The sequence below is a fragment of the Microbacterium sp. Root322 genome, from assembly GCF_001425645.1.
Taxonomy (GTDB): Bacteria; Actinomycetota; Actinomycetes; order Actinomycetales; family Microbacteriaceae; genus Microbacterium; species Microbacterium maritypicum.
In genome coordinates this window covers 854,731-877,032 of sequence record NZ_LMCS01000002.1, presented here as the reverse complement: position 1 = coordinate 877,032, position 22,302 = coordinate 854,731, and the positions used below count along the sequence as shown (strand labels likewise).

Sequence of the window (22,302 nt, the reverse complement as noted above, 5' to 3'; positions counted from 1 at the left end):
AAGGAGAAGATGAAACATAGTTGTCATACGAGTTCCCTGCGAAGGGGAGTTCCGACAGACTTCACGAGGGGCGGGGGAGTGTCAGAGAGGATGACGATGAGCGCACTCGACACGGCGCTGCACGGGCTGCGGGCGCTGATCGCCGACGGCGCGCTGCGACCCGGCGACCGGCTGCCGAGCGAAGGCGAGCTCTGCGAACGTCTCGGCGTCTCCCGGGGATCCCTGCGCGAAGCGATCCGGATGCTGGCCGCTCTCGGTGTGCTCGACACCCGTCACGGCTCCGGCAGCTACGTCAGCGAGCTGCGTGCCGCCGATCTGATCGGCAGCCTGTCACTCACCGTCGGACTGCTGCCGATGGCCGGAGTGCTGGAGCTGACCGAGCTGCGCCGCGTGCTCGAACCGCATGCCGCCGCGCTCGCCGCAGCCCGCATCGACGAGGACACGGTGGCGTCGCTGGACCGTGTGCTCGACGAGATCGAGGCGACCACCGACTTCGAGGCGCAGTCGCGGCTCGACCACGAATTCCACATGGCGATCTCCGGCGTTGCGGGGAACGAGGCGCTGACCAGTCTGATCGACGTGCTGCGTTCGCGTTCGAGGGCCTATCGGATCTCCGACCCCGAGGACGCCGCCGAGCTGAAGGTGCACTCGGATGCCGGCCACCGTGCGATCCTGCGCGGACTCGCCGCCGCCGACCCTGTCGCCGCGAGTGCTGCGGCCTCGGCGCACGTGTCGTACACGGAGTACTGGGTGCGGAGGTACTCCGGCCTCGAGGACTGACGCGCGTTCTGGCGGAATGCTCAGCCGAGGGTGATGTCGACCTGGATCTCGGCGGCGATGCGCTCGAGGTCGGCACGCAGGGCGTCGAGGTCGACGGAGGCCGGAACCTTCGCGGTGACCGACGCCTCGAACAGACGCCCTCCGGCCATCGCGGCATCCCTGGTCTCGGTGGCGAGCTCCTCGATGCTCAGGGCATGCGCGCTCAGCACGCCGGAGACTTCGCGCACGATGCCGGGACGGTCGTTGCCGAGCACCTGGATCTCGAGCAGCTGATCGTCGTCTGCGGCGGCATCCGGGGTGCCGGTGAGCACGGCGAGCGTGAGGAGCCCCTGGCCCTGGAGGCCGCGCAGAGCGCTCTCGAGCTCCGCCGCCTGCTCGGTCGGCACGGAGACCTCGATGACGCCCGCGAACGTGCCGGCGAGCTCGGCCAGCGAGCTGTTCTCCCAGTTGCCGCCGTGCGCATCCACGACATCGGCGACGGCGGCCACGAGGCCAGGACGGTCTGCACCCGCGACGGTGAGGATCAGAGTAGTCATGCGGCCAGCGTAGCCCGCAGCCCTCACTCCACCCAGACGCCGGACTCCAGGAACCCGTCGAGTCGTGCCCGGTGCGGGGCGAGGTCCCAGCCTTGGGCCGCGACCCACTCGTCGGAGTAGTAGGTGCCGGCGTAGCGGACGCCGCTGTCGCAGATCAGGGTCACGACGCTGCCGGTCTCTCCCGCGGCCCGCATGCGGGCGATGAGCTGGAACGCGCCGTAGAGGTTCGTGCCCGTCGAGCCCCCGGCCCAGTGCAGGGTGCGTTCGCGCAGCAGGCGGATCGCGGCGATCGAGCCGGCATCCGGAACCTGGATCATCTCGTCGATCACGGTGGGCACGAACGACGCCTCGACCCGGGGGCGGCCGATGCCCTCGATGCGGCTCGGACGCCCGGCCGGCGGGTCCACGGTGCCGGCCCATCCGTCGTAGAAGGCCGAGCCCTCGGGGTCGACGACCGCGACCTTGGTGTCATGCCGGCGGTACTTCACGTACCGGCCGAACGTCGCGCTCGTCCCACCGGTGCCGGCGCCCGTGACGATCCAGGAGGGGATCGGATGCCGTTCCTGGGAGAGCTGGCTGAACACGCTCTCGGCGATGTTGTTGTTGCCGCGCCAGTCGGTCGCGCGCTCGGCGAACGTGAACTGGTCGAGGTAGTGGCCGGTGCAGTCGGAGGCGAGGCGCTGCGCCTCGGGCGACATGTCCTCTGCCCGGTCGACGAAGTGGCAGGTGCCGCCGTAGAACTCGATGAGGTCGATCTTCTCCTGCACGGTCGAACGGGGAACGACCGTGATGAACGGCAGCCCCAGCATGCGGGCGAAGTACGCCTCGGAGACGGCGGTCGATCCGCTCGACGACTCCACCAGTGTGGTGTCTTCGCGGATGCGTCCGTTGACCAGGCCGTAGAGGATCAGCGAGCGCGCGAGGCGATGCTTGAGGGAGCCCGTGGGGTGCACGGACTCGTCCTTCAGGTAGAGGTCGATGCCCCACTCGGAGGGCAGCGGGAACAGGTGCAGGTGGGTGTCGGCGCTGCGGTTGGCATCGGCTTCCAGCAGGGCGATCGCGGTGCTGGTCCAGTCGCTCATGCCCTCGACATTACCGGCCGCTCAGCCGACCGTCCCGGCACGGGACGCCCCGCCTTCGCCATCGACGTGCAGCAGCGAGGCCTGCGACTGCTCCTGCTGCAGTTGGAACTCGAAGCGCGAGCGGTCGCCGCGGTGATACGCGATGAAGTACTCGATCGGCGTGCCGTCGGAGCTGCGGCTGATGCTGCGCAGACGCAGCAGGGCCGAGCCGGCGCTCACTCCCAGGTGCTGTGCCTGCTCGTGCGTGGCCACGGTCGCCTCGGCTGAGCGCACGCCGTGCGTCGCGACGATGCCGTTGTCGGCGAGCAGTCGGTACAGAGAGCCCTCGGTCAGGTCGGCGCCGAGCGTCACACGGCCGACGGCCTCCGGCATCCACGTCGTCGACAGCGACCACGGCTCGCCGTCGACATGGCGCAGACGCTCCAGCACCACGACGGGCGACCCCACGGGCACCTCCAGCGCCAGGGCGACCTCTTCATCCGCCGTCGTCTGCTCGTGCCGCAGCACGTCGCTGTGCACATGGCCGCCGCGGCGCTCGACATCGTCGTACAGACCGACCAGCGTGTGCACCAGGCTCTCGCTCGTGCGGGGACGGGAGACGAAGGTGCCCTTGCCCTTCACCCGCTCGACGAGTCCCTCGTGTTCGAGCTGGGCGAGCGCCTGGCGCACGACGGTGCGCGAGATGCCGTAGCGCTCGCACAGCCGATGCTCACCGGGCAGCGGGTCGCCGGGCTGCAACCCGTCGCGCGCGATGCCGTCGATGATCAGCTGGCGCAGCTGGTCGTACATCGGCGCGGCGGAGTGCCGGTCGATCGCGTCGTCGACGAGGGCCATCAGTACGCCACCCCCGCGTGCAGGATCACGTTCGCGTAGGGGGTGAACTCCCCCGACCGCACGAATGCGCGGGCGCCGTGGCTGAGCTTCTTGAACTCGACGTGCGGGAGGAGTTCGATCTCGAATCCCATCCCGGCGAACCGCTCCCGCAGCGCGGCCAGCACCTCCGGGCTCTTCTCGGCGACCTCTGCCGAGACCGTCGCTCCCTCCACGACCAGCTCGGCGAGCACGGTGTCGAGCACGTCGAGGAAGGCCGGAGCCCCTGGGCGATAAGCAAGGTCGATGCGCTCGGAGCCCGGGGGGATCGGCAGGCCCGCGTCGGTGACGACGAGCAGGTCGGTGTGGCCGGTCTCGCTGATCACGCGGGAGAGCGCGGGATTGATCGTGGTGGCTGTCTTGCGCATGTGGCTCCTCGGTGCTCCGCAGGTTCGGTTCGCGAGTTCGGTTCGCGAGTTCAGTTCGCGACGGGTGCGGCCGCGCGCTCCGTCAGGAACGCATCGACCTCGGCGCGGTGGGGAAGGCTCGGCGACGCCCCCTGCTTGGTGACGGTGAGCGCGCCGGCCGCGGTGGCAAGGCGCACGGCATCCGCCAGGGTGCTGCCGTTCGCGAGCGCTGCACCGAGGTATCCGGCGTAGGCGTCGCCCGCCGCGGTCGTGTCGACGGCCTCGACCGGGAACGGAGGGATCACGGATGCGCCCTCGGCCGTGACGACGCACGACCCCTGGCCCGCGAGGGTGATCACGGCGGCGCCGACGCCCTGGGCGAGGAACCAGCGTCCGGCGCGTTCGGCCGATGCAGCATCCGTCACCTCGATGCCGCTGATCAGCGTCGCCTCGGTCTCGTTGGGGGTGACGATGTCGATGCTCCGCCAGATCTCCGCATCGAGCTCGGCGGCCGGCGCCGGGTCGAGGATGACCGTCATCCCGTGCTCGCGTCCGCGCGCGGTGATGTGCGCCGTGAGTGCCGACGGCGTCTCGAGCTGGGTGAGCAGCACCGAGGTCGTGGGGGCGAGAGCTGCGAGCGCCTCGTCGATCTGCGCGGCGCTGAGGGCGGCGTTGGCGAGCGGCACCATCACGATGTCGTTCTGCGCCGAGGAGTCGACCCGGATGTGAGCGATGCCGGTCGGGCCGGGAACCGTGCGCAAGTGCGTGAGGTCGACGCCCGCTGCCGTGAGCCCGTGGACGACCAGGTCGTGGAAGAGGTCGTCTCCCACGCAGCCGACGAAGCTCGTGCGTGCACCGGAGCGACCGGCGGCGACGGCCTGATTCGCGCCCTTGCCCCCCAGCATGAGGGTGAACTCGTCGCCGAGGATCGTCTCGCCTCTGGCCGGCAGGCGCCCGGAGAAGGTGGTCACATCGGCCGTGACGCTGCCGACGATGACGACGCCGGTGCGGTCCTCGGGGTGTGCGGGGGTCATCTCGCTCCTGATCTTCCTCGACGGCAGGCATGGCCGTCGCTTTGACAGACCGCGATGGCTGTCATTACATTAGCCGAATCCGCACCTGTAACGACAGGTTGTCCGCGAGGAGACCCCGATGACCCCGATCGCGCCACGTCTGTACGTCGACAGCGCCGATGTCGACCGTGTCTCCCCGCTGCTCGCCGCGGGGGTGGTGCACGGCGTCACCACGAACCCGACCATCCTCGAACGCGGTGGCCGCACCGCCGCCGAGATCCCTGATCTCTACGCCCGCTGGGAGTCGGAGGGGGCGCGCGAGATCTTCTTCCAGACCTGGGGTGGCGACACCGCCTCGTTCCTCCGCAACGCCGAGGGCATCCGCGCGCTGGGTGACCGGGTGGCCGTGAAGGTGCCGGCGACGGCTGAGGGTTTCGCCGCCGCAGCCGCGCTCGTGCGCGAGGGGGCGACCGTGCTGGTCACCGCCGTGTACTCGGTCGCGCAGGCCCTGGCGTGCGCGTCGATCGGCGCGCAGTACATCGCCCCGTACCTCGGACGCATGCGCGATGCCGGGCTCGACGGCGACGCGACGATCGCCCGCATGCAGGAGGTGTGCGCGGGGAGTGTGTCGAACGTGCTCGCCGCATCCCTGCGCTCGCCGGATGACATCACGGGCCTGCGACTGGCGGGGATCCCCTACTTCACCGCGGCTCCCGATGTGCTGGACCGGCTGCTCTTCCATGAGGTGAGCGACAGCTCGGCGGCCGAGTTCGACGCCGCCATGGTGCGCCTGGGGGCGTGAGCGGCTGCTCCCGCGGGCGTCAGCTCGCTGCGGCCTGACGCAGCCAGCGCTCGACGCCCGCGATGTGCGCCGTGGCCAGAGAGGTCGCGAGGGCGGAGTCATGCTGGGCGATCGCGTCGGCGATGGCCCGGTGCTCCGACAGGGTGCGCTCGACAGCGCCGCCCTCGGTGAGGCCGCGCCAGACGCGGGCGCGGACGGTCTGGCTGCTCAGATGCTCGATCAGGCTCGCGAGGTAGGCGTTGCCGGACATCGCGACGATCTCGCGGTGGAAACGGATGTCGTGGTCGACCAGGGATTCGATCGTGACCGCCGCATCGATGGAGTCGACCTCATCCTGCAGCTCGGCGATCTGCTCATCTGTCCCGAGCGTCGCCGCGAGCCCTGTTGCCTGCGACTCCAGCATGCGCCGCACTGCGAAGATCTCGAGCATCGAATCGTCGTCGTGCATGTCGACCACGAACGAGATCGCCTCCAGCAGCAGATGCGGCTCGAGGCTCGTCACGTAGGTGCCGTCGCCGCGACGCACGTCGAGGACCCGGATGACCTCCAGCGCCTTGACCGCTTCGCGCATCGAGCTGCGGGACAGGCCGAGTCGTTCGGACAGCTCCTTCTCGGGGGGAAGCCGATCACCGGGGGAGAGCTCGCCCGCCACGATCATCGCCTTGATCTTCTCGATCGCCTCGTCGGTGACTGCCATGGCGTCATCCTAGCGATTGATCGGATGTCTCCGGCAGGATGGAGCCATGCGCGTTCTCGATTCACATCTGCACCTCTGGGATCCGGAGGTTCTGACGTACACCTGGCTCGAAGGGCCGATGGCCTATCGTTTCGCCGACCTCGAGCTCGAGCATGCCCGCCTGGCTCTGGCCGAACCGGAGAAGTCGGTCTTCGTGCAGGCCGAGACCGTCGAAGACGACTTCCTCGCCGAGGTGGACTGGGTCGCAGGCCTCGCCCCCGCGCTCGGCATCGTCGGGATCGTCGCGGGCGTCCGCCTCGACATGGGGACCGACACGGTCGCGCACCTGGAGGGACTCCTGGCCGAACCCCTCGTCGTGGGCGTGCGGCACAACCTGCAGGGTGAGCCGGACGGACTCGCGGTCTCGGCGGCGTTCGTGACCGGTGCCAGGGAGGTCGCCGCTCGTGACCTGAGCTTCGACGTCTGCGTGCGCGAGAACCAGCTGCCCGACATCGCCCGCCTCGCCGGAGCGATCCCCGAGCTGCGGCTCGTGCTCGATCACCTCGGAAAGCCCGCCGTCGGCACGGCGGCGTCCCCGCTTGCGCCGTCCGCGGAGTGGGCGCGCGACCTCACCGAGTTGGCGCGGCATGCGAACGCCTTCTGCAAGCTCTCGGGGCTGCCGGGAGAGGCGGGCGGCGACTGGAGCGCCGAGCAGCTCGAGCCGTTCCTCGACGTGGCGGCGGATGCCTTCGGCGTCGAGCGGCTGATGTGGGGGAGCGACTGGCCCGTCTCCGTGATCGGTCCGGCCGAGGACGGCGACCCGCATGCGCCGGAGGACGGGTCCGCCACCTACCAGGCGACGGCGCGATCGCGCTGGGCCGACACCGTGATCGCCTGGGCGCAATCGCGTGGGCACGACCTCGATGCGCTCCTGTGGCGCAACGCCGAGCAGTTCTACCGCACCGATCGGCCGCGGCAGCTGCCGACGGAGGGGGCTCCGCGCTCCGGCCTCCGGAGCTGGCTCCGCGGCCACCGCGGCTGAGCGCCGTCTGACCGGCGTTCCGGTCGCAGTTGCTGCCATCCCCGCACGTCGGATGCGGCGTCAACTGCGACCGGGAGGAGGCAGCGGGGGCTACTCCGCGCGCAGGCGCAGCTGGGCCATGCCGCCGTCGACCTCGATGAAGGTTCCGGTGGTCGAGCCTGCAGCGGGGCTCACGAGGTAGGCGACAGCCGCGGCGACCTCGTCGGGGCTGACCAGTCGCCCGTGGGGCTGGCGTGCCTCGAGGGCCGCACGCTCGGCGGCGGGGTCGGTGGCCGAGTCGAGCAGGCGTCCCACCCACGGAGTGTCGGCCGTGCCCGGGTTGACCGCGTTCACACGGATCCCCTCGCGCAGGTGGTCGGCGGCCATCGCGCGGGTGAGGGCGGAGACGGCACCCTTCGACGCGCTGTAGAGCGCGCGCTGCGGCAGTCCGGTGGTCGATGCGATGGATGCCGTGTTGCACACCGCCGCCGACGGGGACTTCCGCAGCCACGGGAGAGCTGCCGAGGTGACACGGGCGATGCCGGTGACGTTGACGGAGAGCACTCGCGCCCACTCGTCGTCGTCGTTCGCGGCGATGTCGCCCTGCGCGCCGATGCCGGCGTTGTTGACGACGATGTCGATGCGCCCGAACCTCTCGGCCACGGCGGCCACCGCCGCGTCGACGCTCGCGCGGTCGGAGACGTCTGCAGTGAAGGCGGCGAAGGCGGGGTCGGCCGCTGCGGTGTCACGGTCGAGCACCGCGATGGTCGCGCCGTCGGCGTGCAGGCGCTGCGCGATCGCCGCGCCGATTCCGGATGCTCCGCCGGTGACGATCGCCACCAGTCCCTGCAGTGCGCTCACTTCTGGGCCTCCCATGCCACGAACTCCTGTCGCTGACGGCCGAGGCCGTCGATCTCGATCTCGACCACGTCGCCCGCGGCGAGGTACGGGTACTTGCCCGAGAGGGCGACGCCCTGCGGGGTGCCGGTGAGGATCAGGTCGCCCGGCTCGAGCGTCACGTACTGCGACAGGTGGTGCACGATGTGCTCGACCGTGAAGATCATGTCGCTCGTGTTCGAGTCCTGCCGCGGCTCGCCGTTCACGAAGCTGCGAAGTCCGAGCGCATGGTGGTCGACCTCGTCGGGGGTGACGAGCCAGGGGCCGGTCGGGTTGAAGCCGGGCGCGATCTTCCCCTTGGACCACTGGCCGCCGGAGACCGTCATCTGGAAGTCGCGCTCGGAGACGTCGTTCGCGGCGACGAAGCCGGCGACGTGCGCGAGCGACTCCTCGGGGCTGTCGAGGTAGGCGGTGCGGGTGCCGATGACGATGCCGAGCTCGACCTCCCAGTCGGTCTTCTCGCTGCCCCGCGGGATCGTGACTGTGTCGTTCGGGCCGACGACCGTGTTCGGGGTCTTGAGGAAGAGGATCGGAATGGTCGGCGGCTCCGAGCCGGACTCGGCCGCGTGGGCCGCGTAGTTCATGCCGATGCAGATCACGGCGCTCGGGCGGGCGATCGGGGCGCCGATGCGCATCGACGCGGCGTCCGCGAGCTCGGGGAGCTCTCCGCCTTCACGCGCGGCCGTGACCCGGGCGACGAAGTCGCTCTCGAGGAAATCGCCGTTCACGTCGGATGTTACGGAGCGGAGGTCGAGGTATCGGTCGCCCTCCACGAGGACGGGGATCTCATTCCCGGGGGTGCCGAGCCGCGCGAACTTCATGTTTCTCCTGATCGGTCGGGAGGCCGCGATGAGGCGGCCGGTCTCGTTGACAGTATAGACATCGGATGTTTACACTCCAAGAGATCCGCACGGAAGAAATCACCCGTGCATGGAGAGGAATCCCGTGAGCCGTATCGTCGCCCTCGACACCACCGACATCCGCTTCCCCACGTCCCTGAGCCTGGACGGGTCGGACGCGATGAACCCCGACCCCGACTACTCGGCCGCGTACGTCATCGTGCGCACCGACGCCGACGACGACATCGAGGGGCACGCGTTCGTCTTCACGATCGGCCGAGGCAACGACGTGCAGGTCGCGGCGATCGACGCGCTCGCCGGGCACCTCGTCGGGCGCGAGATCGAGCCGCTGCTCGACGACATGGGCGGCACGTTCCGTGACATCATCGGCGACTCGCAGCTGCGCTGGCTCGGCCCCGAGAAGGGGGTCATGCACATGGCCATCGGCGCGGTCATCAACGCGCTGTGGGACATCAAGGCCAAGCGCGCAGGGCTTCCGCTCTGGCAGCTGCTCGCCCGCATGACGCCGGAGGAGCTCGTCGACCTGGTCGACTTCCGCTACCTCACCAACGCCCTCACCCCCGAAGACGCCCTCGAGATCCTGCGCGCGGCCGAGCCCGGACGAGCTGAGCGCGAGCAGCAGCTGCTGGCCACCGGATACCCCGGCTACACCACGAGCCCCGGCTGGCTCGGCTACTCCGACGAGAAGCTCGAACGCCTCGCCCGCGAGGCCATGGCCGACGGCTTCACCCAGATCAAGCTCAAGGTCGGCGCCGACCTCGACGACGACATCCGCCGCTTCCGCAAGGCGCGCGAGGTGTGCGGACCCGACTTCCCCATCGCGATCGACGCCAACCAGCGCTGGGAGGTGTCGGAGGCGATCGAGTGGGTGAACGCGCTCGCCGAGTTCCATCCCGCCTGGATCGAGGAGCCCACGAGCCCCGACGACGTACTCGGCCACGCCGAGATCGCCAGGGGCGTCGCGCCCATCCGCGTCGCGACGGGTGAGCACGCGCAGAACCGTGTCATCTTCAAGCAGCTGCTGCAGGCCGACGCCATCTCGGTCATGCAGATCGACGCCGTGCGCGTGGCCGGGGTGAACGAGAACATCGCGAACCTGCTGCTCGCCGCCAAGTTCGGCGTGCCCGTGTGCCCGCACGCCGGTGGTGTCGGCCTGTGCGAGGCCGTGCAGCACCTGTCTATGTTCGACTTCGTCGCGGTCACCGGCACCCGCGAGGGCCGCATGATCGAGTTCGTCGACCACCTGCACGAGCACTTCGTCGTGCCTACCGACATCCAGGGCGGCTCGTACATGGCGCCGACCGCGCCGGGAACGGGCATGGAGATGAAGGCCGACAGCATCGCGACCTACACCTGGACGGGTGCACATGTCGGTGCCTGATCGCGGGGGAGTGCGCGACCGCCTGGAGGTTCCCGCCCTCGGGTACGGCGCCGCGAACGTGGGCAACCTGTTCCGTCCGCTCAGCGACGACGAGGCGTGGGCCGTGCTGGATGCCGCGTGGGAGAGCGGCATCCGCTTCTACGACACCGCGCCGCACTACGGTCTGGGCCTGTCGGAGCGCAGGCTCGGGGCGTTCCTGCAGACCAAGCCGCGCGACCAGTACGTGCTCTCGACCAAGGCCGGGCGCCTGCTGCGGCCGAACCCCGACCACTCCGGCGGCCTCGACACCGCGAACGACTTCCACGTGCCGGACGACCTGCAGCGCGTGTGGGACTTCTCGGAGGCGGGCATTCGCGCGAGCGTCGACGAGTCTCGCGAGAGGCTCGGCATCGAACGCATCGATCTGCTCTACCTGCACGACCCCGAGCGGCACGACCTCGACCTCGCGCTCGCCGAAGCCCTGCCCGCGATGGAGCAGCTGCGTGCCGACGGCGAGGTCACCGCGATCGGCATCGGCTCGATGGTGTCGGATGCTCTCGCCGCAGCCGTGCGTGCCGCCGACCTCGACCTGATCATGGTGGCCGGCCGGTACACGCTGCTCGAGCAGCCCGCCGCCGTCGACGTGCTGCCCGCCTGCCGTGAGACCGCGACCGGGATCGTGGCGGCGTCCGTCTTCAACTCGGGGCTGCTCGCATCGAGTGAGCCGCGCCGCGACGGACGCTACGAGTACGGACAGCTCCCCGACGAGCTGTGGGACAGGCTCGTGCGCATCGCCGCCGTGTGCGCCGATCACGGTGTGCCGCTGCCCGCTGCGGCCATCCAGTTCCCCCTGCAGTCCGACGTCGTGCGCTCCGTGGTGGTGGGCGGCAGCCGGCCGGCGCAGCTGCAGCAGAACGCGGAGTACGCCGCGCTCGAGATCCCGGCGGCGCTGTGGGAGAACCTGTCGATGGAGGGGCTCATCCCGACGGCCTGAATCCCCCGCCGCCTGCGGCAGGAAGTTGTCCACGGCGGCGGGCCGAGACCGAGCGCCTCAGCGCCTCAGCGGCCGACGGTCGACTCCCGCACGATGAGCTCGGCGGGGAACGGGGTCGTCGCGGGCGGCGGTGCGCTGGGGTCGGCGAGCTGCTGCAGGAGCGCTGCTCCCGCGGCGCGGCCGATCTCGTAGCCGGGCTGCCGCACGCTCGTGAGCGGAACGACGCTCTGGTGCGCCTGGGCGACGTCGTCGAAGCCGACGAGCGCGATCTCCTCCGGCACCCGGATGCCGTGGCGCAGCAGCTGCGTGAGCACGCCGACCGCCACCATGTCGTTCGCCGCGAACACGGCGTCGGGGCGCTCGGCCGGGGGCATCGCGATGATCTGCTCGCCGGCGTGGAGCCCGTCTTCCGTGACCAGGTGCGGCACCTCGATCGTCGTCACGGTCGCGGAGGTCCCTGAGACCGCTTCCCTGAGCCCTTCCAGACGGTGGTTCGATTGGCTCACCGCCGGATTGCCGAGGAACAGGATGCGCCGTCGGCCGAGTGTCACGAGATGCTCTCCTGCGAGTCGCCCGCCGTCTCGGTCGTCGAACAGCACGGATGCGACCTTCGAGGAGTCGGGGATCGGGCCCACCACGACCGAGCGGATGCCGCGATCTGCCAGGGCTTCCAGGCGCGGCACCACGTCACCGAGCGGGTAGATGACGATGCCCTGCACCCGGTGCGCCTCGAACATGTCGAGGTTGCGCCGCTCCTGTGCGTCGTCGCGGTTGCTGTTGCTGAAGAACAGCGACCAGCCGCCCTCGCGGGCGACGTCTTCGACCCCGCGCGAGAGGTCGTGGAAGTAGGGCAGCCAGGCGTCGAGCAGGATGAGGGCGAGCGCCTTGCTCGATCCCGCACGCAGCTGCCGAGCCGACTCGTTGGGCACGAAGCCCAGCTGCTCGATCGCCGACCGCACCCGTTCGCGGCTCGCGGCTCCGAGCACGTGCGGGTGGTTGAGGTAGTTCGAGACGGTGGAGGAGGAGACTCCGGCGAGGGCGGCGACGTCCTTGACGCTCGCGGGCATGGGACTCCTTGGTCGGGCCGCGTCGATCGGGGTTCCTGACGGCGTCGGCGGCATCAGGATATCGGAGGACTTGCAACGTGCCAAGAAAGTTCTTGACAGGGGTCGGTCGACCGACGTAGCGTGACTCGCACGCCGGAGTTGCAACGTGCCAACTCCGGGACGGCGACGGTGCCGCACACCCGCTGCGAGAGGTCTCATGAACATCGGCTGCCACGGGCTCGTCTGGACGGGGAACTTCGATGCCGAGGGCATCCGTCTGGCGGTGCACAAGACCAGGGAGGCGGGTTTCGACCTCATCGAGTTCCCGCTCATGGATCCGTTCACGTTCGACGTCTCCGTCGCGAAGGATGCGCTGGAGGAGTACGACCTCGCCGTCAGTGCTTCGCTCGGACTCTCCGAGGCGACCGATGTCACCAGCGCCGATCCGGCGATCGCGGCGGCGGGCGAAGCGCTCCTTGTCAAGGCCGTCGACGTGCTCGCCGACCTCGGTGGAGAGCATTTCTGCGGGGTGATCTACAGCGCCATGAAGAAGTACATGGAGCCCGTGACCCCTGAGGGTCTCGCGAGCAGCAAGGCCGCGATCGCCCGGGTCGCCGACCATGCGGCCGCGCGCGGGGTGTCGGTCTCGCTCGAGGTCGTGAACCGCTACGAGACGAACGTGCTCAACACCGCACGACAGGCCCTCGCCTACATCACCGAGGTGGATCGCCCGAATCTCGGGATCCACATCGACACGTATCACATGAACATCGAGGAGTCGGATATGTTCACGCCCGTCCTCGATGCGGCACCGGCGCTGCGCTATGTGCACATCGGGGAGAGCCACCGCGGCTACCTCGGCACCGGAACGGTCGACTTCGACACCTTCTTCAAGGCGCTCGGTCGCATTGGTTACGGCGGCCCCATCGTGTTCGAGTCGTTCTCGTCGGCGGTCGTCGCGCCTGACCTGAGTCGCATGCTCGGCATCTGGCGGAACCTCTGGAACGACAACGACGAGCTCGGCGCGCACGCCAACGCGTACATCCGCGACAAGCTCGTCGCGGTCGATTCGATCCGCCTCCACTGAGCGGAATCACGGGGGAAGGAGAGCGGAAGATCAAGATGTCATTACAGGTCTTCCCAATCCCTCCGACCTTAGATACATTTAGATACAACTTGCGCTGGCCGTGGCGCAGGACGCAGAATTGATCCGATGTTTGTGGCGGAATGATCCGCCGACATCGAAGCAGAACCTTCAAGGAAGCAGGTGAGCGCATGAGTGGACCCATCCTCCGGGTCGAGGGGATCAGCAAGGGATTCCCCGGCGTGCAGGCGCTGAAGGACGTGCACCTCGAGGTGCACGCCGGCGAGGTGCTCGTGCTCGTGGGCGAGAACGGCGCGGGAAAGTCGACGCTGATGAAGATCCTCTCCGGGATCTACACCAAGGACGAGGGCACGATCACGTTCGAGGGTCAGGAGGTGGAGCTCACCAGCCCCCTCCAGGCGCAGGAGCTCGGCATCACGATCATCCATCAGGAGCTCAACCTGATGCCCGATCTGACCGTGGCGCAGAACATCTACGTGGGGCGAGAGCCCACCACCGGGCCGTTCCTGTCGGAGCGCAAGCTGAACGCGCAGACCGCGGAACTGCTGCAGCGCCTGGACATCCACCTGAACCCCCGGCAGCTCGTCGGCGAGCTCACGGTGGCCGAGCAGCAGATGGTCGAGATCGCCAAGGCGCTGTCGTTCAACGCCAAGGTGCTCATCATGGACGAGCCGACCTCCGCCCTCACCGACACCGAGGTCGAGACGCTCTTCGTGCTGATCGAGCAGCTCAAGGCGCGCGGCACCGGGATCGTCTACATCTCGCACCGCATGGACGAGCTGCGCCGTCTGGCCGACCGGGTGACCGTCCTCCGTGACGGCACATACATCGGATCACTCGACAGGTCCGAGATCACCATCCCGACCATCATCGAGATGATGGTCGGACGTGTGATCGACGAGGGGACCCGTCCGCAGGCCCGAGAGCACGCGAACGATCCCGTTGTCCTCGAGGTGCAGGGTCTGTCGACCAAGAACCTCCTGAAAGACGTCTCGTTCCAGCTGCACAAGGGCGAGATCCTCGGCTTCGCAGGGCTCATGGGCGCCGGGCGCACCGAGACCGCGCGTGCCGTGATCGGCGCCGATCACCGCGACAGCGGCACGATCGCGATCGACGGTCGCACGGTGCGGATCGCCCAGCCAGCCGACGCCGTGCAGCACGGCGTCGGATACCTCTCGGAGGACCGCAAGCTCCTCGGCCTCATGCTAGAGCAGGACGTGACGTTCAACACCGTGCTCGCCTCGCTCGGCTCCTACGCCAACGCGATCGGCTGGATGGGCGACAGCAAGGCGAAGAACCGTACCAAGGAGTACGTGCAGCAGCTGCGCGTGAAGACCCCCTCGGTCAACCAGGTCGTCAAGCTCCTCTCCGGAGGGAACCAGCAGAAGGTCGTCATCGCCCGCTGGCTGATGCGCGACTGCGACATCCTCATCTTCGACGAGCCGACCCGAGGGATCGACGTCGGCGCGAAGGAGGAGATCTACCGCCTCATGCAGCAGCTTGCTGATGCAGGCAAGTCCATCATCGTCATCTCATCCGAGCTCCCGGAGATCCTCCGTGTGGCGAACCGCATCGCGGTCTTCGCCAACGGCCGCATCACCGGGACGCTCCGCAACGAGGAAGCAAGCCAGGAGAAGATCATGCAACTCGCAGCCCACGGGGAGGAAGACTGATGAGCGCTCCGCAGCAGCCCGGATCGTCGACGACGACGATCATCCAGACCGCCGTGAACGAGAACACCGACAAGAGAGACGTCGGCGCGTTCCTGAAGCGGCAGTTCCAGCAGTCGCTGGCGTTCGGCACGCTCATCGTGCTGATCATCTTCTTCTCGATCGCCAGCCCCAACTTCTTCACCTTCAGCAACATCGCCACGGTGCTGCTGTCGACCGCCGTCATCGGTATCCTCGCCCTCGGCACCACCTTCGTCATCATCACCGGCGGCATCGACCTGTCGATCGGCACCGGCATGGCGCTGTGCGCCGTGATGACGGGTGTGTTCGTGACGAACATGGGGCTCCCGGTCTGGGTCGGTGTCATCGGCGGCATCCTCACCGGTGTGCTGATGGGCCTGATCAACGGTGTGAACATCACGTTCCTCCGGCTCCCGCCGTTCATCGCGACCCTGGCGATGATGATGATCGCCGGTGGCCTCGCCCTCGTGATCTCGGGCGTCGCGCCGATCTACTTCTCGACGTCGGCCCCCGACTTCAAGAAGATCGCCCTCGGCGTGATCATCCCCGGCATCCCGAACGCCGTTCTCGTCACCGCCGTGCTCGCGATCATCGCGTACCTCGTGCTGTCGAAGACGCTGCTCGGCCGGTACACCTTCGCGATCGGCTCGAACGAAGAGGCCACGCGCCTCTCGGGCGTCAACACCCGTCGCTGGACGATCCTGATCTACATGTTCGCCGGGGCGTTCACCGGCGTCGCGGGCATCGTCATCGCCTCCCGCCTCGACTCGGCGCAGCCGCAGATCGGCACCGGGTACGAGCTGCAGGCGATCGCCGCGGTCATCATCGGCGGAACCTCGCTGCTGGGCGGACGCGGCTCGATCCTCGGCACCGTGATCGGCGCCCTCATCATGAGCGTTCTCGTGAACGGTCTGCGCATCATGTCGATCCAGCCCGAATGGCAGAACATCGTCGTCGGCGTCGTCGTGCTGCTCGCGGTCTTCCTCGACTCGCTCCGCAACCGACAGCGCACCTGAGACCTGGACGGCGACGAAACCCGTGCCCGTCGTCGTCCTCCGGCCACGGCCGGCTTCCGCGGAGACATCCGCACAGGCACCTGGAATGTCCACAGCGCCGGCTCGTCCGGCATCCACACAGAACAAACCGAGTCGTACCCAAACAATGGAGTTTTCATGAAATTCGGGAAGAAGACCGCACTCGTGGCCCTCATGGCCGCATCCGCACTGGTGTTCGCCGGCTGTGCCGGTGGTGGCGACGTGATCGAGGAAGGCTCGAGCAGCGGGGGCAGCAGCGACGGCGAGATGTACATCGCCATGGTCTCGAAGGGGTTCCAGCACCAGTTCTGGCAGGCCGTGAAGAAGGGCGCCGAGGACAAGGCGAAGGAGCTCGGCGTGAAGATCACGTTCGAGGGTCCTGCCGCCGAGACCGAGATCGCCGCGCAGCTGGAGATGCTGACCGCAGCGATCGACAAGAACCCGAGTGCCATCGCCTACGCCGCCCTCGACCCCGAGGCGTGCGTCGCCCCGCTCGAGCAGGCCAAGGCGAAGGACATTCCCGTCGTCTACTTCGACGCCCCCTGCAACGGCGACGTCGGGCTCAGCCTGTCGGCCACCGACAGCAAGGTCGCCGGTGCGCTCGCCGCCGAGCACATGGCCGAACTGATCGGCGGCGAGGGCCAGGTCGCGATCGTCGGCCACTCGCAGATCAACTCCACCGGCGTCGAGCGTCGCGACGGCTTCGTCGACAAGATCGAGGCGGACTACCCCGACATCGAGATCGTCGACATCCAGTACGGTGACGGCGACCACCTCAAGTCGGCCGACATCGCCAAGACCCTGATCGCGGCCCACCCCGACCTCAAGGGCATCTACGGCACCAACGAAGGCTCCGCCATCGGTGTCGTGAACGCCGTGAACGAGCTGGGCCTCGAGAAGGGCAAGATCACGATCGTCGGCTTCGACTCCGGCGCCGCGCAGATCAACGCCATCAAGGACGGCACCATGGCCGGCGCGATCACGCAGGACCCGATCGGCATCGGCGCACAGGTCGTGCAGGCCGCGTACGACGCCGCGAACGGCAAGTCGGTCGAGAAGTTCTACGACACCGGCTCGTACTGGTACGACAAGACCAACATCGAAGACCCGAAGATCGCGGGCGTGCTCTACGAGTGACACCGCATCGTCGAAGAAGCCCCTCACCTTCGGGTGGGGGGCTTCTTCATGTCCGGGGTGTGCGCGTGTCCGGGGTGTGGGCGTGCCGGGTGCGTATGCCGGATGCGGGTGCGTGTGCCCGGTGCGGGTGCATGTGCCGGATGTCGGGAGGACTCACGGATGCAGGAGCGGATGCCGGCGATTCCTCCGACATGCGTGCATTCTCCCGACAGGTGAGCAGGGCGGAGAGGCCGGGATCCCGCTCGCCGCCGCGTCACGGCGTGACGGCCTCAGAGGCGGCGGAGGAAGGTGAGCTGCGACGACGGTTCGACGATGAGCGCCTGCAGCGCCGCGTTGAAGGGCACTCCGGCGGGGGCGGCGATGTGCGCCTGGAAGGCCGCTTCGTCGCGATAGACCTCGTAGACGAAGAAGCGGTCGGGGTCGTCGACGAGCCGGGTCGCATCGAAGACGACGTTGCCCTCCTCGGCGCGCACGACCTCGGCGAAATCGCGCAGCAGGGCCGCCACACGGTCGCCCGCTCCGGGCTGGGCGGTGAAGGTGGCGTGCAGGATGGTCGGCTCGGACACGGTGTCTCCTCGGGGATGTCGGGCGTGGAGTCGGATGCTCATGGTCATGCTCGTGCGCAGGGGGAGAAGATCACGGCGCGAGGGTCAGCAGGCGGGCCGGGGTGGTCACGAGCATCCGGTGCACGGCGTCGTCGCCGACGGCCGCGCGGAGGCGCGGGAGGTAGCGGTCGCCGAGGTAGGCGAGTCCGGGCATGCCGCCGTAGGCGATGTACCGCGTGCGCCGGGCGACGTCGCCGCCGAGCACGATCCGGTCGCCGGCCCCGCGCTCCACCACCGCGACCGTCAGGGCGAGCAGCTCGGCGTCGGAGCGGGTGCGCGGACGCGCGAAGCCGTCGTAGCCGAGGTGGGTTCCGCGTTCGGCGAGCGACACGTGCAGCCCGGGGTCGGGGTCGCGGTCGGCGTGCGCGAGCACGACCCGCGCGGCGGGCACCCCCTCGGCGTCGAGCAGGTCGAGCACCTCATGGGCCGCGGTGCCGAACTCCAGATGCACCATGACCGCAGCGCCCGTCGCGCGGTGCGCCTCGGCCACGGCGATCAGGGTGGTGCGCTCGAACGCACTGATGCGCCAGTAGTCGGCGCCGCCCTTGAGCAGACCTGCGCGCACGGGTCCGCCATCGGGCGCGGCAGCGAGGGACACCTCGGGCGTCTCGAAGATCTCCCCGTCGTCGGCGGGCATCCCGCGCGTGATGTCGGCGATGAAGAGGGCGGCCAGACGCTCGGCGGTCCACACCTGCATCGGATGATCCGCGCCGTAGTGGGCCTCGCGGTGTCGGCCGGTCGTCGCGACGATGTGCAGTCCGGTCGTCGCACTGATCCGGGCCAGTGCTGCGGGGTCGCGGGCGAGGCCGAACGGTGTGGCATCCACCATCGCCTCGAACCCGCTCGCCTGCAGCAGGGCTGCTTCTTCGCCCGAGGCCTTCTCGTCGTCGAGCTCGTCGCCCGGAAGCAGTGGCGACACCTGGAACAGGTGCTCGTGATAGTCCACCCGCCCGAGCAGCGCCGGGTCGATGTCGCCGAGCACCGTGCGGACGAGGGCGGACATCAGCGCACCGACTCCGCGGCCTCGGCGAGCCGTTCGACGATCTCGGGCGTCAGGTCGAGATCGAACACATCGGCCACGACCTGCGACCAGCCGTGGATGAAGTAGCGCCAGCCGTCGACCACGTGCAGCCCGCGTGCGAACGCTTGCGCCTCGGCCTGGTGGAGGAACTCGAGCGTGCCGCGGTAGTTGAACTCCCACGCGTACGCGCCCTCGGGGAACACCACGGCGTCGGTCAGAGGAGAGCCGGGCCGGTCCTTGCCGAGCCCCGTCGCGTTGGCGATCACCGATCCTGCGGGGGCGGCGGCCACCAGCGCGTCGGCATCTTCGGCCGAAGCGGTCACCACGTACTCGATCAGCCCCTCCCTGGTGCCGTGCTGGCGGTGCACATCGCGCAGGTGGTCGAGCTTGTCCTGCGTGCGGGCCGTCACCGTGATCTTCGCCGGGGCGTCTTCGCGTTCGGCCAGCGCCCAGCTCAGGGCGGTGCCCGAACCTCCGGCGCCGAGGATCACGACCGCGGCCCCGGTGCGGGCGAAGTGGTCGGCGGGAAGGAAGTCGTTCAGGGCGAGGTCGACCGTGATCGGGTCCTTCGCCCGCCCCGACAGGACCGGGCCCCGTTTGGAGATGCTGGAGATCTCGGAGCACGACACCGCGAACGGGTCGAGCTCGTCGAACAGGTCGGAGGCGGCGGCGTACACGTTCATCTTGTGCGTGGTCACGAGCGCCCCGCGGTGATGCGGGTCATCGCGGATCTGCTCGACCATGGCGCGGTACTGCGCGGGCTCGGCATCCATCGGCAGGTCGTGGCCGAGCAGGGTGCGGGTCGGCAGGCCCAGGATGTCGGCCCAGAGCGGGAAGACCTTCATGATCGACGATGACGCGGTGGTCACCCCGACGAACCCCATGTAGTCGGCGGATGCCGTGGCCGGTGTCGCGGCCTCTGTGCGGACGGCGTCGATGGTCATCGGGTCTCCTCGGGGACGGGGACGGGGATGGAGGCGTTGGGCACGGGATGGGCGGGCTCGGCACCCGACAGCACGGCGATCACGTCGGCGAGCGAGAGGGAGCCCATGTTGTCGACGGCCTGCGTGGTCTGCGCGCCCAGGTGCGGGGTGACGATCACGCGATCGGCGAGTTCGGGCGCGAGCAGCGGACTGTCATGTGCGGCTGTGTCGCCGTCGAGGGTGTCGGCCGCGTAGCCGGCGAGGATGCCGTCGTGCAGCGCCCGTGCCACGGAGGCTTCGTCGATCAGATCGCCGCGGGCGGTGTTGACCAGCACGGTTCCCGGTCGCATGTCGGCCAGACGCTCGGCGTCGACCAGTCGCTGACCCCCGGGCGCGTGCAGGGTGATGACGTCGGCTCGGCGGAACAGGTCGTCGAGCGCGACGGGTTCCGCACCGCGAGAGCGCACCACATCGTCGGGCAGGAACGGGTCGGCGGCGAGCACGCGCGGCCCGAAGCCGCGCAGTCGCGCGGCGACCCCCTGGCCGATCCGTCCGAAGCCCACGATCCCGACCGTGGCGGCCCCGAGTTCCCGCCCGCGACGCACGCTCCAGTCGCCGGCGCGCACGCGGCGGTCGCCGTCGGGGACGAAGCGGAGGGCGGCGAGCATGAGCCCGACCGCGTGGTCGGCCACCGCATCGGCGTTGGCGCCCGGAGTGTTGGTCACCGGGATGCCGCGGTCTCGCGCCGCTGCCAGGTCGACCGACTCGGTGCCGACGCCGTACCGGGCGACGACCTTGAGCTTCGGAGCCGCGGCGAGATGCTCCTCGGTGATCGCGCCGGTGCCGGCGATCCACGCGTCGGCGCCGTGCAGCAGCGACCGCAACTCGTCGAGGTCGTGGTGCGCCGGACCGCGGAGGATGCGGTGTCCCGCCTGAGCGGCGCGTTCCGCCAGATCCAGGTCGCCGTCCGAGAACGAGCGGCTGGTGACGAGGATGACGCCCATCAGCGCGGCCGTCCGGCGAACCACGGCGCGAGGGCCGTGTAGGCGTCGACGAAGCGGGCGTGCCGCTCGGCGTAGACGGCGTGGCGCCCGGCATCCGGGGTGAACTCGGCGGTGACCTCGCTCAGGGCGCGGGCGGCAGAGAAGTCGGTGAGTCCGAGCCCGACCGCGGCGGTGACCGCGGCACCGAGGCTGTTCGCCTCTTCCACGATCGTGCGTCGGCGCACCGGCACTCCCCACACATCGGCGAGCACCGAGAGGTACACGTCGCTCTGGGCTCCGCCGCCGACGGCATCGATGCGGTCGATCACGGCGCCTGATTCACGGAACGCCTGGATGCAGCTGAGCAGGTTGAACGCCGTGCCCTCCAGCACGGCCCGCACGAGGTGTGCCCTGCCGTGGTGGCGGGCCAGCCCGATGAACGCGCCCCGGGCATCCGGGTCCCACATCGGGGAGCGTTCCCCGAGCAGGTAGGGGAGGAAGTAGAGGTCGTCGGTGTCGACGTCGGCGGATGCCTCGGCCGTGAGCCGCGAGGTCTCGGGGTGCGCGGGGTCGGGGGAGAGCGCCTCGGCGATCCACTGCACGGAGGCACCGCCGGCCTGCATGGTGGCGGTGGGCACGAACGAGCCGGGCACGACGTTGTCGAACGTGAACGTGCGCATCGCGGGGTCATGCAGCGGGGCGTCGGCCGCGAACGAGATCCACGACGAGGTGCCCAGGCACACGTATGCGCCGTCTTCCGGGGCGACGACACCCGAGCCGACGGCGGCGAGCGGTCCGTCGCCGCCACCCATCACCACGCGCACTCCCGTGTGGAGTCCGAGCGCGGCGGCGGCGGCATCGGTCAGTGTGCCAGCGATCTGCGTGGATTCCAGGATCTCGGGGAACAGTGCGGGGTCGAGGCGCGCGGCCTGCAGCACCTCGTCGGACCAGGTGCCGCGCGCCTGGTCGTAGGCGTTGGTGCCGGATGCATCGGAGCGGTCGGTCGCGAGGCGCCCGGTCAGACGCAGCACGATGAAGTCCTTCGCGACGCACACCCGACGCACGCGCGTCCAGGTGTCGGGCTCGTTGTCGCGCACCCACATGATCTTCTCGATCGAGTAGGTGGGGTTGAGGCGGTGGCCCAGGATGCCGTAGGCGCGCTCGGCGCCGATCGCGGCCTCGAGCTCGCGTTGCTGGGCGCCGGCCCTGGTGTCGGCCCAGATGATCGCCGGACGGGCGGGTTCGCCGTCGGCATCGAGCAGCACGGCCCCCATCATCTGGCCGCTGACCACGAGTCCGGCGATGTCGGTCGCGGCCGTGCCGGTGCGCGCGATCAGGTCGCGCGTGGCGGCGACGACCGCGTTCCACCAGTCCGCAGGGTTCTGCTCGGCGACCCCGCCCGCGGCGAAGTGCGCGGGGTAGGGGACGGTGACCGAGGCGACGAGACGGCCGTCGTCATGATGCAGCGAGGCCTTGTTCCCGGTCGTGCCCAGGTCGTGCGCGATGATCATGGCCGGAG

Annotated in this window: 23 protein-coding genes; 9 read left to right on the top strand and 14 right to left on the bottom strand. The window is 69.4% G+C overall.

Annotation, left to right across the window (positions count from 1 at the left end; genetic code table 11):
• Window positions 1–96: 96 nt before the first annotated feature.
• Entirely contained in the window at window positions 97–780 is a 684-nt protein-coding gene (locus tag ASC55_RS09110; RefSeq protein WP_055876061.1) for a FadR/GntR family transcriptional regulator, read from the top strand.
• A gap of 20 nt (window positions 781–800) precedes the next feature.
• Here ASC55_RS09110 and ASC55_RS09105 read toward each other — a convergent pair whose 3' ends face one another.
• The 5 genes from ASC55_RS09105 to ASC55_RS09085 are packed head-to-tail and all read right to left on the bottom strand — an operon-like array spanning window position 801 to window position 4,649.
• A complete protein-coding gene (locus tag ASC55_RS09105; RefSeq protein WP_017829507.1) occupies window positions 801–1,316 on the bottom strand; it encodes a glycine cleavage system protein R in 516 nt (171 codons plus the stop codon).
• Window positions 1,317–1,339: 23 nt separating this feature from the next.
• Entirely contained in the window at window positions 1,340–2,398 is a 1,059-nt protein-coding gene (locus ASC55_RS09100; RefSeq protein WP_055866126.1) for a PLP-dependent cysteine synthase family protein, read from the bottom strand.
• A 21-nt stretch (window positions 2,399–2,419) separates the two neighbouring features.
• Window positions 2,420–3,232, bottom strand: coding sequence for a GntR family transcriptional regulator (locus ASC55_RS09095; RefSeq protein WP_055874620.1), 813 nt, complete (start codon window positions 3,230–3,232; stop codon window positions 2,420–2,422).
• The gene (rbsD, locus tag ASC55_RS09090; RefSeq protein ID WP_055874617.1) at window positions 3,232–3,636 is read right to left on the bottom strand and encodes a D-ribose pyranase; all 405 of its coding nucleotides are present in this window, start codon (window positions 3,634–3,636) and stop codon (window positions 3,232–3,234) included. The genes ASC55_RS09095 and rbsD overlap by 1 nt, the downstream gene beginning before the upstream one ends.
• A gap of 50 nt (window positions 3,637–3,686) precedes the next feature.
• On the bottom strand, window positions 3,687–4,649 hold the full coding sequence (locus ASC55_RS09085; protein WP_055874614.1) for a ribokinase: 963 nt from the start codon (window positions 4,647–4,649) through the stop codon (window positions 3,687–3,689).
• Window positions 4,650–4,767: 118 nt separating this feature from the next.
• On the opposite strand from ASC55_RS09085, the gene ASC55_RS09080 reads away from it, so the two are divergent.
• Entirely contained in the window at window positions 4,768–5,430 is a 663-nt protein-coding gene (locus ASC55_RS09080; protein ID WP_055874611.1) for a transaldolase family protein, read from the top strand.
• A 19-nt stretch (window positions 5,431–5,449) separates the two neighbouring features.
• Here ASC55_RS09080 and ASC55_RS09075 read toward each other — a convergent pair whose 3' ends face one another.
• Window positions 5,450–6,127: a FadR/GntR family transcriptional regulator gene (locus ASC55_RS09075; RefSeq protein WP_017829501.1), complete on the bottom strand. Its 678-nt coding sequence runs from the start codon at window positions 6,125–6,127 to the stop codon at window positions 5,450–5,452.
• 46 nt (window positions 6,128–6,173) lie between these two features.
• Between ASC55_RS09075 and ASC55_RS09070 the strand changes: the two genes are divergently transcribed.
• The gene (locus tag ASC55_RS09070; RefSeq protein WP_055874608.1) at window positions 6,174–7,148 is read left to right on the top strand and encodes an amidohydrolase family protein; all 975 of its coding nucleotides are present in this window, start codon (window positions 6,174–6,176) and stop codon (window positions 7,146–7,148) included.
• Window positions 7,149–7,238: 90 nt separating this feature from the next.
• Here ASC55_RS09070 and ASC55_RS09065 read toward each other — a convergent pair whose 3' ends face one another.
• A complete protein-coding gene (locus ASC55_RS09065) occupies window positions 7,239–8,003 on the bottom strand; it encodes an SDR family NAD(P)-dependent oxidoreductase (RefSeq protein ID WP_055874605.1) in 765 nt (254 codons plus the stop codon).
• Complete coding sequence (locus ASC55_RS09060; protein WP_017829498.1) at window positions 7,985–8,845, bottom strand: fumarylacetoacetate hydrolase family protein; 861 nt, start codon at window positions 8,843–8,845, stop codon at window positions 7,985–7,987. Before ASC55_RS09060 ends, ASC55_RS09065 begins: the two co-directional genes overlap by 19 nt.
• A gap of 124 nt (window positions 8,846–8,969) precedes the next feature.
• On the opposite strand from ASC55_RS09060, the gene ASC55_RS09055 reads away from it, so the two are divergent.
• Window positions 8,970–10,265, top strand: a complete 1,296-nt coding sequence (locus ASC55_RS09055) for an L-fuconate dehydratase (RefSeq protein ID WP_017829497.1) — start codon at window positions 8,970–8,972, stop codon at window positions 10,263–10,265.
• Window positions 10,252–11,238, top strand: a complete 987-nt coding sequence (locus tag ASC55_RS09050; RefSeq protein WP_055874602.1) for an aldo/keto reductase — start codon at window positions 10,252–10,254, stop codon at window positions 11,236–11,238. Before ASC55_RS09055 ends, ASC55_RS09050 begins: the two co-directional genes overlap by 14 nt.
• A gap of 65 nt (window positions 11,239–11,303) precedes the next feature.
• Here the strand turns inward: ASC55_RS09050 and ASC55_RS09045 are convergent, their stop codons facing one another.
• Window positions 11,304–12,305, bottom strand: coding sequence for a LacI family DNA-binding transcriptional regulator (locus tag ASC55_RS09045; protein WP_055874599.1), 1,002 nt, complete (start codon window positions 12,303–12,305; stop codon window positions 11,304–11,306).
• A 196-nt stretch (window positions 12,306–12,501) separates the two neighbouring features.
• Here ASC55_RS09045 and ASC55_RS09040 point away from each other — a divergent pair, with 196 nt between their 5' ends.
• The 4 genes from ASC55_RS09040 (at window position 12,502) to ASC55_RS09025 (ending at window position 17,251) form a co-directional block, all read left to right on the top strand.
• Window positions 12,502–13,371 carry a sugar phosphate isomerase/epimerase family protein gene (locus tag ASC55_RS09040; protein WP_055874596.1) on the top strand — a complete coding sequence of 290 codons (870 nt, stop codon included), beginning with the start codon at window positions 12,502–12,504 and terminating at the stop codon, window positions 13,369–13,371.
• Between the two features lie 188 nt (window positions 13,372–13,559).
• Entirely contained in the window at window positions 13,560–15,062 is a 1,503-nt protein-coding gene (locus tag ASC55_RS09035; RefSeq protein WP_017829493.1) for a sugar ABC transporter ATP-binding protein, read from the top strand.
• Complete coding sequence (locus ASC55_RS09030; protein ID WP_017829492.1) at window positions 15,062–16,096, top strand: ABC transporter permease; 1,035 nt, start codon at window positions 15,062–15,064, stop codon at window positions 16,094–16,096. Before ASC55_RS09035 ends, ASC55_RS09030 begins: the two co-directional genes overlap by 1 nt.
• 156 nt (window positions 16,097–16,252) lie before the next feature.
• Entirely contained in the window at window positions 16,253–17,251 is a 999-nt protein-coding gene (locus ASC55_RS09025; protein WP_055866105.1) for an ABC transporter substrate-binding protein, read from the top strand.
• Window positions 17,252–17,520: 269 nt separating this feature from the next.
• Here ASC55_RS09025 and ASC55_RS09020 read toward each other — a convergent pair whose 3' ends face one another.
• From ASC55_RS09020 to xylB, 5 genes are all read right to left on the bottom strand, one after another.
• On the bottom strand, window positions 17,521–17,817 hold the full coding sequence (locus ASC55_RS09020) for a putative quinol monooxygenase (protein WP_235563180.1): 297 nt from the start codon (window positions 17,815–17,817) through the stop codon (window positions 17,521–17,523).
• Between the two features lie 70 nt (window positions 17,818–17,887).
• Window positions 17,888–18,859, bottom strand: coding sequence for a phosphotriesterase family protein (locus ASC55_RS09015; protein WP_055874593.1), 972 nt, complete (start codon window positions 18,857–18,859; stop codon window positions 17,888–17,890).
• Window positions 18,859–19,821, bottom strand: coding sequence for a shikimate dehydrogenase family protein (locus ASC55_RS09010; protein ID WP_082524281.1), 963 nt, complete (start codon window positions 19,819–19,821; stop codon window positions 18,859–18,861). The genes ASC55_RS09015 and ASC55_RS09010 overlap by 1 nt, the downstream gene beginning before the upstream one ends.
• Window positions 19,818–20,828 (bottom strand): phosphoglycerate dehydrogenase, encoded by a 1,011-nt coding sequence (locus ASC55_RS09005; RefSeq protein ID WP_082524280.1) that lies wholly within the window; start codon window positions 20,826–20,828, stop codon window positions 19,818–19,820. The genes ASC55_RS09010 and ASC55_RS09005 overlap by 4 nt, the downstream gene beginning before the upstream one ends.
• Window positions 20,804–22,294, bottom strand: a complete 1,491-nt coding sequence (gene xylB, locus ASC55_RS09000) for a xylulokinase (RefSeq protein WP_055874590.1) — start codon at window positions 22,292–22,294, stop codon at window positions 20,804–20,806. The genes ASC55_RS09005 and xylB overlap by 25 nt, the downstream gene beginning before the upstream one ends.
• Window positions 22,295–22,302 lie beyond the last annotated feature (8 nt).

Bases quoted from the DNA above. Each gene is read 5' to 3' on its own strand.
- ASC55_RS09035 (WP_017829493.1), top strand. From the start codon at position 13,560: ATGAGTGGACCCATCCTCCGGGTCGAGGGGATCAGCAAGGGATTCCCC.
- ASC55_RS09070 (WP_055874608.1), top strand. From the start codon at position 6,174: ATGCGCGTTCTCGATTCACATCTGCACCTCTGGGATCCGGAGGTTCTG.
- ASC55_RS09030 (WP_017829492.1), top strand. From the start codon at position 15,062: ATGAGCGCTCCGCAGCAGCCCGGATCGTCGACGACGACGATCATCCAG.
- ASC55_RS09065 (WP_055874605.1), bottom strand. From the start codon at position 8,003: ATGGGAGGCCCAGAAGTGAGCGCACTGCAGGGACTGGTGGCGATCGTC.
- ASC55_RS09015 (WP_055874593.1), bottom strand. From the start codon at position 18,859: ATGTCCGCCCTCGTCCGCACGGTGCTCGGCGACATCGACCCGGCGCTG.
- rbsD (WP_055874617.1), bottom strand. From the start codon at position 3,636: ATGCGCAAGACAGCCACCACGATCAATCCCGCGCTCTCCCGCGTGATC.
- ASC55_RS09080 (WP_055874611.1), top strand. From the start codon at position 4,768: ATGACCCCGATCGCGCCACGTCTGTACGTCGACAGCGCCGATGTCGAC.
- ASC55_RS09045 (WP_055874599.1), bottom strand. From the start codon at position 12,305: ATGCCCGCGAGCGTCAAGGACGTCGCCGCCCTCGCCGGAGTCTCCTCC.
- ASC55_RS09085 (WP_055874614.1), bottom strand. From the start codon at position 4,649: ATGACCCCCGCACACCCCGAGGACCGCACCGGCGTCGTCATCGTCGGC.
- xylB (WP_055874590.1), bottom strand. From the start codon at position 22,294: ATGATCATCGCGCACGACCTGGGCACGACCGGGAACAAGGCCTCGCTG.
- ASC55_RS09105 (WP_017829507.1), bottom strand. From the start codon at position 1,316: ATGACTACTCTGATCCTCACCGTCGCGGGTGCAGACCGTCCTGGCCTC.
- ASC55_RS09050 (WP_055874602.1), top strand. From the start codon at position 10,252: ATGTCGGTGCCTGATCGCGGGGGAGTGCGCGACCGCCTGGAGGTTCCC.
- ASC55_RS09110 (WP_055876061.1), top strand. From the start codon at position 97: ATGAGCGCACTCGACACGGCGCTGCACGGGCTGCGGGCGCTGATCGCC.
- ASC55_RS09060 (WP_017829498.1), bottom strand. From the start codon at position 8,845: ATGAAGTTCGCGCGGCTCGGCACCCCCGGGAATGAGATCCCCGTCCTC.
- ASC55_RS09095 (WP_055874620.1), bottom strand. From the start codon at position 3,232: ATGGCCCTCGTCGACGACGCGATCGACCGGCACTCCGCCGCGCCGATG.
- ASC55_RS09075 (WP_017829501.1), bottom strand. From the start codon at position 6,127: ATGGCAGTCACCGACGAGGCGATCGAGAAGATCAAGGCGATGATCGTG.
- ASC55_RS09040 (WP_055874596.1), top strand. From the start codon at position 12,502: ATGAACATCGGCTGCCACGGGCTCGTCTGGACGGGGAACTTCGATGCC.
- ASC55_RS09100 (WP_055866126.1), bottom strand. From the start codon at position 2,398: ATGAGCGACTGGACCAGCACCGCGATCGCCCTGCTGGAAGCCGATGCC.
- ASC55_RS09025 (WP_055866105.1), top strand. From the start codon at position 16,253: ATGAAATTCGGGAAGAAGACCGCACTCGTGGCCCTCATGGCCGCATCC.
- ASC55_RS09010 (WP_082524281.1), bottom strand. From the start codon at position 19,821: ATGACCATCGACGCCGTCCGCACAGAGGCCGCGACACCGGCCACGGCA.